General features: G+C 60.9%; 11 protein-coding genes. 7 read left to right on the top strand and 4 right to left on the bottom strand.

Features of this window, described 5'->3' with window-relative positions; all coding sequences use genetic code 11:
• Window positions 1-6: 6 nt before the first annotated feature.
• From AB7M29_RS21690 to AB7M29_RS21665, 6 genes are all read left to right on the top strand, one after another.
• Window positions 7-669 (top strand): amino acid ABC transporter permease, encoded by a 663-nt coding sequence (locus tag AB7M29_RS21690; RefSeq protein ID WP_052964342.1) that lies wholly within the window; start codon window positions 7-9, stop codon window positions 667-669.
• Window positions 666-1,457, top strand: a complete 792-nt coding sequence (locus AB7M29_RS21685; RefSeq protein ID WP_063340152.1) for an amino acid ABC transporter ATP-binding protein — start codon at window positions 666-668, stop codon at window positions 1,455-1,457. Before AB7M29_RS21690 ends, AB7M29_RS21685 begins: the two co-directional genes overlap by 4 nt.
• Before the next feature lie 24 nt (window positions 1,458-1,481).
• Window positions 1,482-1,871 carry a RidA family protein gene (locus tag AB7M29_RS21680; RefSeq protein WP_123356725.1) on the top strand — a complete coding sequence of 130 codons (390 nt, stop codon included), beginning with the start codon at window positions 1,482-1,484 and terminating at the stop codon, window positions 1,869-1,871.
• Window positions 1,872-2,014: 143 nt separating this feature from the next.
• Complete coding sequence (locus tag AB7M29_RS21675) at window positions 2,015-2,779, top strand: IclR family transcriptional regulator (protein WP_201062414.1); 765 nt, start codon at window positions 2,015-2,017, stop codon at window positions 2,777-2,779.
• A 39-nt stretch (window positions 2,780-2,818) separates the two neighbouring features.
• Window positions 2,819-4,036, top strand: a complete 1,218-nt coding sequence (locus tag AB7M29_RS21670; RefSeq protein ID WP_454247912.1) for an amino acid deaminase — start codon at window positions 2,819-2,821, stop codon at window positions 4,034-4,036.
• Window positions 4,037-4,177: 141 nt separating this feature from the next.
• A complete protein-coding gene (locus AB7M29_RS21665) occupies window positions 4,178-5,110 on the top strand; it encodes a sugar kinase (protein ID WP_454247911.1) in 933 nt (310 codons plus the stop codon).
• Between the two features lie 144 nt (window positions 5,111-5,254).
• Here AB7M29_RS21665 and AB7M29_RS21660 read toward each other — a convergent pair whose 3' ends face one another.
• Entirely contained in the window at window positions 5,255-5,530 is a 276-nt protein-coding gene (locus tag AB7M29_RS21660) for a peptidylprolyl isomerase (protein ID WP_007898282.1), read from the bottom strand.
• Between the two features lie 67 nt (window positions 5,531-5,597).
• Complete coding sequence (locus AB7M29_RS21655; protein ID WP_217856305.1) at window positions 5,598-8,135, bottom strand: PAS domain-containing hybrid sensor histidine kinase/response regulator; 2,538 nt, start codon at window positions 8,133-8,135, stop codon at window positions 5,598-5,600.
• Window positions 8,136-8,254: 119 nt separating this feature from the next.
• On the opposite strand from AB7M29_RS21655, the gene AB7M29_RS21650 reads away from it, so the two are divergent.
• Complete coding sequence (locus AB7M29_RS21650) at window positions 8,255-9,364, top strand: PilT/PilU family type 4a pilus ATPase (RefSeq protein WP_217856303.1); 1,110 nt, start codon at window positions 8,255-8,257, stop codon at window positions 9,362-9,364.
• A gap of 123 nt (window positions 9,365-9,487) precedes the next feature.
• Here AB7M29_RS21650 and AB7M29_RS21645 read toward each other — a convergent pair whose 3' ends face one another.
• A complete protein-coding gene (locus AB7M29_RS21645; RefSeq protein WP_217856301.1) occupies window positions 9,488-11,443 on the bottom strand; it encodes an acetoacetate--CoA ligase in 1,956 nt (651 codons plus the stop codon).
• 146 nt (window positions 11,444-11,589) lie between these two features.
• The gene (hbdH, locus tag AB7M29_RS21640) at window positions 11,590-12,363 is read right to left on the bottom strand and encodes a 3-hydroxybutyrate dehydrogenase (protein ID WP_454247910.1); all 774 of its coding nucleotides are present in this window, start codon (window positions 12,361-12,363) and stop codon (window positions 11,590-11,592) included.

Here is a 12,363-nt window from a genome sequence, read left to right as displayed (position 1 = left end):
GCCCCCATGTACGAATCCCCCAGCTGGTTGCATGAGTTATGGGTGGCGCGGGACGTCCTGTGGCAGGGCTTTCTGACCAGTGTGCAGTGCTCGGCGCTGGCGATTTTGTTGGGCACGCTGGTCGGCATCGTTGCAGGTTTAGTGCTCACCTATGGCACGTTCTGGATGCGCGCGCCGTTCCGGTTTTACGTCGACATCATTCGCGGCACGCCAGTGTTTGTATTGGTGTTGGCGTGCTTCTACATGGCGCCGGCACTGGGCTGGCAAATCAGCGCATTCGGCGCCGGCACCCTGGGGCTGACGCTGTTTTGCGGCTCCCACGTCGCCGAGATTGTGCGCGGTGCGTTGCAGGCGCTGCCCAGTGGCCAGATGGAAGCGAGCAAGGCCATCGGCCTGACGTTTTACCAGGCACTGGGCTACGTGTTGTTGCCCCAGGCGTTGCGGCAGATCTTGCCGACCTGGGTCAATTCGTCCACCGAGATCGTCAAGGCCTCGACGCTGTTGTCGGTGATCGGCGTCGCCGAATTGCTGCTCAGCACCCAGCAGATCATCGCCCGGACGTTCATGACCCTGGAGTTTTACCTGTTCGCCGGTTTGCTCTTTTTCATCATCAATTACGCCATCGAATTACTCGGCCGGCACATTGAAAAGCGGGTGGCCTTGCCATGACACAAGCTCAAGTTTCGACACAGAATCAAGCGCTGCTGGACATCCGCGGCCTGCACAAACAATACGGCCAGCTCGAAGTGCTCAAGGGCGTCGACTTGACCATGCAGCGCGGCAACGTGGTCACGCTGATCGGCTCCAGCGGCTCGGGCAAGACCACGCTGCTGCGCTGCGTGAACATGCTCGAAGAGTTCCAGGGCGGGCAGATTCTGCTCGACGGCGAATCCATCGGCTATCACGAGGTCAACGGCAAGCGCGTGCGGCACCCGGAAAAAGTCATCGCCCGCCATCGAGCGATGACCGGCATGGCGTTCCAGCAATTCAATCTGTTCCCGCACCTCACCGCGTTGCAGAACGTCACCCTCGGGTTGCTCAAGGTCAAAAAGCTGCACAAGGATGAAGCCGTGGCGCTGGCGGAAAAATGGCTGGAGCGGGTTGGCCTGCTGGAACGTCGCGACCATTACCCCGGTCAGTTGTCTGGCGGTCAGCAACAGCGCGTGGCGATTGCCCGGGCGATTGCGATGAACCCGAGCCTGATGCTGTTCGATGAAGTCACCTCGGCCCTCGACCCGGAACTGGTCGGCGAAGTGCTGAACGTGATCAAGGGCTTGGCCGAAGACGGCATGACCATGCTGCTGGTGACCCACGAAATGCGCTTTGCCTTTGAGGTCTCAGACAAGATCGTGTTCATGAATCAGGGGCGGATCGAAGAGCAGGGGCCACCCAAGGAACTGTTCGAACGCCCGCAGTCGCCGCGTCTGGCGGAATTTCTCAAGAACACTCGTTTTTAACTTTTTCAATCAGGAGAAACACCCATGAGCATTACTCGTTACGGCACCGGCAGCACCGCCGGTGGCGGCCAGCCCCGTCCTTTCGCCCGCGCCGTCGAAGCCGATGGCTGGCTGCACGTGTCCGGCCAGGTGCCGGCGCTGGATGGTGAAATTATCGTGGGCGGCATTGTCGAGCAGACTCACCAGACCATGAAAAACCTGATCGCGATTCTGGAAGAGGCCGGTTACGGTCTGGAAGACGTAGTCCGTACCGGCGTGTGGCTGGAAGACCCACGGGATTTCTGGAGTTTCAATAAAGTGTTTTCCGAGTACTTCAAAAGCGAACACGCACCGGCGAGGGCCTGCGTACAGGCGAGCATGATGGTCGATTGCAAGGTCGAGATTGATTGCGTCGCGTACAAGAAAAAGGCCTGAACCGCGGTGACTTCATCGCGAGCAGGCTCGCTCCCACAGGGTAACGCAATCCAATGTGGGAGCGAGCCTGCTCGCGATGGCGGCCTAACAGTCACCACCGCACTCTGGTTAAACTCCCAGCACTTTGAATGGGAACCTGAAACATGACCGAAGACACCATCAAGCGCCGGGCTCGCGGTCTGGACCGGGCGTTCGACATTCTCGAATTCCTCAAGGAAATCGGCCAGCCCCTGCGCCCGAATGAAATCGCCAGCGGCATCGGCAGCCCGAAATCCACGGTCTATGAACTGGTCGCCTCCTTGTTGGAACGGCGCATTCTTGAACCGGTGGGCAAGGACGGTCACGTTTACCTCGGTCGTCAGCTGTACTTCCTCGGTCAGGCGCATCTGCGTCATTTCGACCTGACCCGCGAGGCCGATCTTGCCTTGCAAGAGATCGTCAGCCAGACCCGCGAAACCGCGCAGATGTGCCTGCTCAACGGGCGCAAATACACCGTGGCGTTGATGAAAGAGGGCGAACGACATTTCCGCATTTCCTCGGACATCGGCGAGAACGCGCCGATCCCCTGGACTGCTTCCGGGCGCCTGTTGCTGGCGCACCTGAGCGATCAGCAGATAGTCGATTTGATCGACCCCGACGACTTCATCCTGCCCGGCGGTGAACGCCTGCCGCTGGAGCGGTTTCTCGAGGAAATCCGCCAGGCCGGTATCGATGGGTTCTTTTCCTTCGATAGCGTCGCCGACACCTTTACCCATTGCTTCGCCGCCCCGGTGAAAGACCCGAACGGCGTGGCCATTGCGACCCTGTGCATCGTCGCCCCACGGGCCGATGCGAAGAACAATTACAACGACTATCGTCGGGTGCTGATCGACAGCGCCAACAGCCTCGCCCGGCGTATCAACGAATAACAGCGGCTGCCTGCGGCCGCGAATGTGAGGAGTTCGACCATGTCTTCTGCCAAAAATACTGCCGCCGTGGAAAAGGGCTTTGCCCACACAGGCGCCAATCTTGTGCGCGACGTCAGCCTGCCTGCGCTGGTGCTGCACCGCGAAGCGCTGGAACACAACATTCGCTGGATGCAGGACTTCGTCAGCAACAGCGGCGCAGAACTGGCGCCGCACGGTAAAACCAGCATGACCCCGGCGCTGTTTCGTCGCCAACTGGACGCCGGTGCCTGGGGCATCACCCTGGCCAGTGCCACGCAAACCCGCGCGGCCTACGCCCATGGCGTGCATCGGGTGCTGATGGCCAACCAATTGGTCGGTACGCCGAACATGGCGCTGATCGCTGATCTGTTGGTAGACCCGACCTTCGATTTCTATTGCATGGTCGATCACCCGGATAACGTCGCGGACCTCGGCGCGTATTTCGCTTCGCGCGGTGTGCGCCTGAACGTGATGATCGAGTACGGCGTGGTCGGCGGTCGTTGCGGCTGCCGCACCGAAGCCGAAGTCCTGGCGCTGGCCGAGGCGATCGCAGCTCAACCGGCGCTGGCATTGACCGGTATCGAGGGTTACGAAGGGGTGATTCACGGCGATCACGCGGTGAGCGGCATCCGTGAGTTCGCCGATTCCCTGGTGCGTCTGGCGGTGCAGTTGCAGGACAGCGGTGCGTTCGCCATTGCCAAACCGATCATCACGGCGTCGGGTTCGGCTTGGTACGACCTGATCGCTGAGTCGTTCGAAGCGCAGAATGCCGGCGGGCGTTTCCTCAGCGTGCTGCGCCCCGGCAGTTACGTGGCCCACGACCATGGCATCTACAAAGAAGCGCAATGCTGCGTGCTCGACCGTCGCAGCGACCTGCACGAAGGTTTGCGCCCGGCGCTGGAAGTCTGGGCGCATGTGCAGTCGTTGCCGGAACCGGGTTTTGCGGTGATCGCCCTGGGCAAACGCGACGTCGCCTATGACGCCGGTCTGCCGGTACCGTTGCTGCGTTACAAGGCCGGTGTGGTGCCGGCGATCGGCGAGGACGTGAGTGCCTGCAAGGTGACGGCGGTGATGGATCAGCATGCGTTCATGACCGTGGCGCCGGGGGTTGAGTTACGGGTGGGCGATATCATTTCGTTCGGTACTTCGCACCCGTGCCTGACGTTCGACAAGTGGCGCATTGGGTGTTTGGTGGATGAGCAACTGAATGTCATCGAAACCATGGAAACCTGTTTTTAAGGTTCGGAACCGAGGCGCGGCCTTCGCGAGCAAGCCCGCTCCCACATTGGATCTTCAGTGTTCACAAGACCCCTGTGGGAGCGGGCTTGCTCGCGAAGACGTCCGCCCAGACACCACCGAAACACCAGAGACCCCACAACGATGAGCAGCATCAGCCCCCTGGGCCCCAACACCCCGCGCATCGCCCTGATCGGCGAGTGCATGATTGAATTGCAGCAGCGCGCCGATGGCACGCTGCAACAAAGCTTCGGCGGCGATACCCTGAACACTGCGGTCTACCTGGCCCGTGAGCTGGGCGATGGCGGTACGGTGGATTACGTCACCGCCTTGGGCGATGACAGTTTCAGCGACGCGATGTGCCAGAGCTGGGCCAGCGAAAACATTGGCCTGGACATGGTCCAGCGTTTGCCCGGTCGCTTGCCCGGCCTGTATTGCATTCAGACCGATGCGTCCGGCGAGCGGCGTTTTCTCTACTGGCGCAACGAAGCAGCGGTGCGCGATTGCTTCACCACCCCGGCGGCCGCGCCGATTCTGGCGGCGCTGCCGGATTACGACGTGTTGTATTTCAGTGGCATCACCCTGGCGGTGCTCGGTGTGCAGGGGCGGGAAAAACTTCTGGAAACCCTGATCGAAGCCCGGCAACGGGATGCCCGGATCGTGTTCGACAACAATTATCGACCACGCCTGTGGGCGTCGATTGAAGAGGCACGGGCGGCTTATCGCAGCGTTCTGCCCTATATCGACCTGGCGTTGCTGACGGTTGACGACGAGCAGGCGTTGTTCCACTTTTCCGATTGCGCGGCGGTGTTTGCCGCTTATGAGCAGATGGGCACGCCTGAAGTGGTGCTCAAGCGCGGGGCCGAGGCGTGTCTGATTCGCTGTGGCGGTGAGTCGTTCGAAGTGCCGGCGCAGGTGGTCGAACGGGTGGTGGACACCACGGCGGCGGGGGATTCGTTCAGCGCGGCGTATTTGGCGTGTCGGCTTAAGGGCGGTAGCCCGGTTGAGGCTGCCGAGGCGGGGCATCGGTTGGCGAGTCGGGTGATTCAGGTGCCGGGGGCACTGATACCAAAGTAAGCGGAGGATGGCTGCTTGCTGCGCAATCGGTTCGCGAGCAAGCCCGCTCCCACACTAGATCTTCAGTGAACACATAATGGGTGAACATCACCGATCAAATGTGGGAGCGGGCTTGCTCGCGAAGGGGCCCTGAAGCCAAGCCCATCAATCCCGATAAAACACCTGCACCAGGTGATAACCAAACTTGCTCTTGATCGGCCCATGCACGACCCGCAGTGGTTTTTTGAAGATCACCGCATCGATCACGCCGACCATCTGCCCGGGCCGCACTTCGCCCAAGTCGCCGCCGCGTTTGCCGGACGGGCACGTGGAGTATTTCTTGGCCAGCACATCGAAGGCTTCGCCCTTGGCGATGCGTTGTTTGAGCTGCTCGGCTTCTTCCGAGGTTTTCACCAGAATATGGCGGGCTTGGGCTTTCATTGAGGCGTACCTTGCAACGGTGGTGGCTATGTTGGTGCCAGCGTGGGGCGCGCGATTATGCCTTAACTCAGTCCGCTTGGCCGATCATCGTGCGAATCTTGTTGGCCAACAGGTCTATGGAAAAGGGTTTGGCCACCATGTCCATGCCTTCTTCCAGGAAGCCCTGGCGTTCGGCGGCTTTCTCCGCATAACCGGTCATGAACAGCACCTTGAGATCCGGGCGATGCTGACGCGCGATTTCCGCCAGTTGCCGACCGTTCATCCCCGGCAGCCCGACATCGGTCACCAACAGATCGACCCGCAGGTCCGATTCCAGCAAGGGCAGGGCGGCCTTCGCGTCTTCGGCTTCATGGGCGTGATAACCCAACTCATTGAGCAGATCGAGCACCAGCATGCGCACCGCCGGATCGTCTTCCACCAACACCACGGTTTCACCGGCCACCGCTGCCGGTGTTTCGCCGGTGAGCGGCACCAGCGTGAGTTCCGGCACCGCGACGTGCAACCGTGGCAAATACAGGCGAACGCAGGTGCCCTGGCCCGGCAGGCTGTGAAGATTGACATGCCCGCCCGACTGCTGGGCGAAGCCATAGATCATTGATAGCCCAAGGCCGGTGCCCTGGCCGATGGGTTTGGTGGTGAAAAACGGGTCGAAAGCCTTGGCCAACACAGTCGGCGTCATGCCGGTGCCGTTGTCGCTAACGGCAATCATCAGGTAATCCCCGGCCCTGACCGGTTCCAGGGGGGTGATGTCGCTACCGTCGAGGTGAACGTTGGCGGTTTCGATCAGCAGCTCGCCGCCTTCGGGCATCGCATCCCGGGCATTGATAACGAGGTTGAGCAGGGCGTTTTCCAGTTGGCTGACGTCAGTGCTGACGGGCCAGACTTCATCGGCCAGCTGCATTTTGAGTTCGATATGGTCGCCCTTGGTCCGGCGGAATAAATCTTCCAGGGAATGCACCAGCTCGTTGGCATTGAGCGGCTTGCGATCCAGCGACTGACGCCGGGAGAACGCCAGCAGCCGATGGGTCAGGGCGGCGGCGCGGTGAGCCGAGGATACCGCGGCTTCGGTAAAACGACCGATCTCGGCGGCACGCCCGTCGGCGATGTAGCGCTGCATCAAATCGAGGCTGCCGATGATCCCGGTGAGCATGTTGTTGAAGTCATGGGCGATGCCGCCGGTGAGCTGTCCCACCGCCTCCATTTTCTGCGCATGGCGCAAGGCGTCTTCGGCGCGCTCGCGTTCGACCATCTCGTTTTGCAGTCGCTGGTTGGCTTCGGCCAATTGCTGAGTGCGGGCGCTGACGCGTTCTTCAAGGGTTTCGTTGAGGTTGCGCAGGGCTTCTTCGGTCTGTTTGCGCTCGGTCTCGTCGATCACGAAGATGTAGAAACCATTGACCGCGCCGTCCGCGCCATGACGGGGCAGGTAGTTCATCAAGGCCTGACGGTTGCTGCCGTCGCGGTGCGCGGCGCTGATGCTGAAACTGCAGGCCTTGCCTTTCAGTGCCTCGGCAATGTATTCGGCGCGCAGGGCATAGGCTTCATCGCCCAGCACTTCACGGACGGTGCGGCCGTAAAGCTCCTGGGGCGTCAGGCCGTACCATTCCAGGTAGGCGGCATTGTTGAGGCGAAAGCGCTCCTCGCTGTCGACGTAACTGATCAGGATCGGCATCGCGTTGATGATCAGTTGCAGCTCGGTCTGGCTCTGGCGCAAGGCCTGTTCGATGTGTTTGCGCTCGGTCAGGTCCAATGCGGCACCGAGGAAACGGATCGGTCGGCCATGATGATCCTTGTAGCAACGGCCCCGAGCAAACACCCAGCGCAGTTGGCCGTCGGCTTGCAGCAAGCGATATTCCTCGGCGTACTCGCTGCCATGGGTGATGCAGTGCTTGATGCTGCGGGCAATCATCGCGCGATCTTCCGGGTGCACACCGTGGAGGTATTCGCTGATGGGCAACTGGCTGGCCAGGCTTGCGTCGACGCCATGCAATTGGGCGAAGTGGGCATCGGCGATGAAACGGTCTTCGCCGATGTCCCAGTCCCAGGTGCCGACGGCATCGGTGGCGGCCAGCGCCAGTTGCAGACGCTGCTCGGTTTCGTGCTGGGCCTTGAGACTGGCGGCGGAGCGTTGTTCGAGTTCCAGGGCGATGCGGCGGCGTTCGTTGGTTTCGATGGCCGTGACCAGAATCCCGGCGACCTCGGCGCTTTCATTGCGAATGGGGCTATAGGTCAAATCCAGCCAGAAGTCAGAATCCTCACCATCACGCTGCAAGGTAAAGCGCTGTTCGCTGTAGGTCCGCACCTGGCCCTGTAGGACGGCGCTGTAAATCGGGTCGGTGAAGTCTTTCAGTTCTGGCCAAATCAGGTGCGTCGGTTGTCCGAAAGCGTGTGGGTGCTTGCTGCCGGCGAGGAAGGCGAAACCGTCGTTGTAGATCTGCGTGAGCTGCGGGCCCCACAGCAACAGCATCGGCATGGGCGAGTGAATCACAATGTCCACGGCGGTGCGCAGGCTCTGCGGCCAGTGATCGGCGGCGCCCAAGGGGTTGTTTGTCCAGTCCAGTCGAGCAATCAAGGCCTGGGCGTCGCTGGCGGTCGGTGGTGCGTTCATTACAATGTCCTGCGCGTCAGTCGGTGTGGCGGCGTCTACTATCCTTGCATGGCGGTAGACGCTGGATGACCCGTTTTGGGTCATTTTTTCAATTGAATGCTTCGCGGGTGCTTTTTGCCATGGAAATCGATGCACTGTTGCAAATTCTGGCCAGCCGCAATGGCTCCGATCTTTACCTGTCCACGGGCGCGCCACCCAGCGCGCGATTCGACGGTGTGCTCAAACCCTTGGCCGAGCAACCGTTCAAGCCCGGAGAAATCGCGGCCATCGCGGCGTCCATCATGGACGCTGAACAGCGCCTGGAGTTCGATCGCGAACTGGAGATGAACCTGGCGCTTTCCCTGGCCGGCGTCGGACGCTTTCGGCTCAATATCTTCAAGCAGCGCAATGATGTGTCCATCGTGGCGCGCAACATCAAACTCGACATTCCACGCTTCGAAGACCTCAAACTGCCACCGGTGCTGCTCGAAACCGTGATGCTCAAACAAGGGCTGATATTGTTCGTCGGTTCGACCGGTTCGGGCAAGTCGACCTCGCTGGCGGCTCTGATCGATTACCGCAACCGCCACAGCAGCGGCCATATCATCACCATCGAAGACCCGGTCGAGTTTATCCATCGGCACAAGAAGTCGATCGTCAATCAACGTGAGGTTGGCGTCGACACCCGCAGTTTTCATGCAGCGTTGAAAAACACCCTGCGCCAGGCGCCAGACGTGGTGCTGATCGGCGAAATCCGTGACCGCGAGACTATGGAGCACGCGCTGGCGTTTGCCGATACCGGTCATCTGGTAATTTCCACTTTGCATGCGCACAACGCCAATCAGGCGCTGGACCGCGTGATCAACTTCTTTCCCGAAGAGCGCCGGACGCAACTGCTCCATGACCTGGGCAATAACCTCAAGGCCTTTGTTTCCCAGCGGCTAGTGCGGACCCGCGATGGGCAGCGCCGGGCGGCGGTGGAGGTGATGCTGGGAACGCCGACCATCGGCGACCTGATCCGGCGCAATGAGCTTTCCGAGCTCAAGGGGATTATGGAAAAGTCGTCAGAGGCGGGGATGCAGACGTTTGATGGGGCGCTGTTCGAACTGTTTGCCGAAGGCGCGATCGATGAGGCAGAGGCGTTGAAACATGCGGACTCGGTGAACAACTTGCGACTGCGCCTGAAAATGCACGCCGAGGCCACGCCCGGGCCCCATACACCGCCGGGAGAATGGGGATTGGTGGACTAGCGCTGACAACGACGATCAAATGTGGGAGCGGGCTTGCTCGCGAAAGCGGCCTATCAGACAACATCAATGTTGAATGTGAAATCGTCTTCGCGAGCAAGCCCGCTCCCACAGGGGATCTACGTTTCAATCGTTTAATTCAGGGCGGTCGCGAAACTGCTCCAGGGCCTCGGGATTGGCCAGTGCGTCGGTATTATTCACCTTCTGGCCATGCACCACATTCCTCACTGCCAGCTCGACCACCTTGCCGCTGATGGTCCGTGGAATGTCCGTCACCGCGACTATCTTCGCCGGCACATGCCGTGGCGTGGTGTTGGCGCGGATGACCTGGCGAATCTGTTGTTGCAGCGCTTCGTCCAGCTCGACACCGTCGCGCAACTTCACGAACAGCACCACTCGCACGTCATCCTGCCATTGCTGGCCGATGGCGACGCTGTCCAGCACCTGCGGGACTTTCTCCACCTGACGATAGATTTCCGCCGTGCCGATGCGCACGCCACCGGGGTTGAGCACCGCATCCGAGCGACCGTGGATCAGCATCCCTCCATGGGGCAGTTGCTCGGCGTAATCGCCCTGGGCCCAGACGCCGGGGAACAGGCTGAAATAGGACTTTCGCAGTTTCTCCCCGTCAGGGTCATGCCACAGGCCGATAGGCATGGCCGGAAAATGGCGGGTACACACCAGCTCGCCTTTTTCCCCGATCACCGGCTGCCCGGCGTCGTTCCAGACTTCGACCGCCATGCCCAGGCTCTTGCACTGCATCTCGCCACGGCGCACCGGCAGCACCGGATTGCCGATCACAAAGCACGAAACGATGTCGGTGCCGCCGGACATCGAGGACAGGCACAGGTCGGACTTGAACGCGCGATAGACGTAATCGAAGCTTTGCGGGGACAGCGCGGAACCGGTGGACAGCACGGTTTTCAGGCTGCTCAGGTCATGACTTTCGCACGGCTTCACGCCATTGCTTTCCAGCGCGGTGAGGAACTTGGGACTGGTGCCGAAGACGTTGATGCGTTCGTCGTCGATCAGATCGATCAAGCGCTCCGGACCTGGATGAAACGGCGAGCCGTCGTAAAGCACCACGGCGCTGCCGACTGCCAGGGCCGAGACCAGCCAGTTCCACATCATCCAGCCGCACGTTGTGTAATAGAACAAGCGGTCGCCGGGGCCGAGATCAGTGTGCAGGCCATGTTCCTTGACATGTTGCAGCAGCACGCCGCCGGTGCTGTGAACAATGCACTTTGGCACGCCGGTGGTGCCGCTGGAGTAGAGGATGTACAGCGGATGAGCGAAGGGCACGGGAACGAATTGCGGCTCGCCGCCCGGGTCGTAGAAATCGTCCCACAGCGTCACGTTGGCCTGGCTACGGAAGTCTTCGATGCGCGCCCGGGGTCGTGCGTAAGGCACAACGATCAACTGTTGCAAGGACGGCAGTTGCCCGAGGATTTCGTTGATCTTGACGGTCTGATCGATCTCTTTGCCGGCGTAGCGGTAACCAGCGCAGGTGATCAGCACTTTCGGCTCGATCTGGCCGAAGCGGTCGATCACCCCGTGGGTACCGAAGTCGGGGGATGAACAAGACCAGATCGCGCCCAGACTGGTGGTGGCGAGCATCGCCACCAGGGTTTGCCAGGTGTTTGGCATGCACGCGGCTACTCGGTCGCCGAGGCCGACACCGGCGGCTATCAGGCCGTTTTGAAAACCCGCGACATGGCTCGCCAGTTCGACCCAGGTCAGGTGTTCCCGTTGGCCGTTTTCACCGATGGCCACTACCGCCACGGCATCGTCGCGACGACGTAGCAGGTGCTCGGCGAAGTTCAGCGTGGCGCCGGGGAACCACTGGGCGCTGGGCATTTGTGCGCCCTCAATCAGCACCGTGTCTGGCTGATTGTGAAAACGAATGTCGAAAAAATCGACGATGGCCTGCCAGAAGGCTTCCCGCTGATCGATGCTCCACTGGTGCAGGGCAGGGTAGTTGGCGATCTCAAGGGCATGTCGCTGATTGACGAAGCGCCGGAAGGCCTCCATGCGGGTTTTGCCGATGCGCTCGGTGCCGGGTTGCCAGAGGATGTCGGACATGGCTTGGCCTCTTTTTCTTATGTGTACACAGTCTACTGTGGCGAGGGAGCTTGCTCCCGCTGGACAGCGAAGCTGTCCCAAAACCGATTTACGACTGCTTCGCAGCCGAACGGGAGCAAGCTCCCTCGCCACAGGTTACCGGTGGTTCATTGCGCCAACCACCCACCATCAATATTCCACGCAGCGCCACGCACCTGGCTACCGGCCTCGCTGCATAAAAACAGCACCAACTCACCCAGCTGCGACGGCGTCACGAATTCCAGCGACGGCTGCTTTTCGGCCAGCAAATCATGTTGCGCCTGCTGCGGGTCGATCCCGGTCGCGGCGCGATCATCGATCTGCTTCTGCACCAGTGGCGTCAGCACCCAACCCGGGCAGATGGCGTTGCAGGTGACGTTCGTCGTAGCGGTTTCCAGACCGACCACTTTGGTCAGACCGATCACACCATGCTTGGCCGCGACGTACGCCGCCTTGCCCACCGAACCGACCTGGCCATGCACCGACGCGATGTTGATGATCCGTCCCCAGCCCTTGGTGCGCATCCCCGGCAAACTCAAACGGGTGCTGTGAAACACAGACGACAGGTTGATCGCAATGATCGAGTCCCAGCGCTCCACCGGAAAATTTTCCACCGACGCCACGTGCTGGATACCCGCGTTGTTGATCAGGATATCCACGCCGCCGAACTCACGCTCGGCGTACTCGATCATGTCGGCGATCTGCGTCGGGTCGCTGACGTCGGCGGGGTGATGGCCGACCTTGCCGCCGAATTGTTCGACTTCGGCAACTACCCTGGATGCATCGCCGAAACCGTTGAGGATCAGATTGGCGCCAGCCTTGGCCAGGCTCAGGGCGATCCCCAGACCGATGCCGCTGGTGGAACCGGTGACCAGTGCGGTCTTGCCCGAAAGAGTCGTCAT

This window comes from Pseudomonas sp. F-14 TE3623, assembly GCF_053629015.1.
This window is presented reverse-complemented; position numbering and strand designations above follow the sequence as displayed.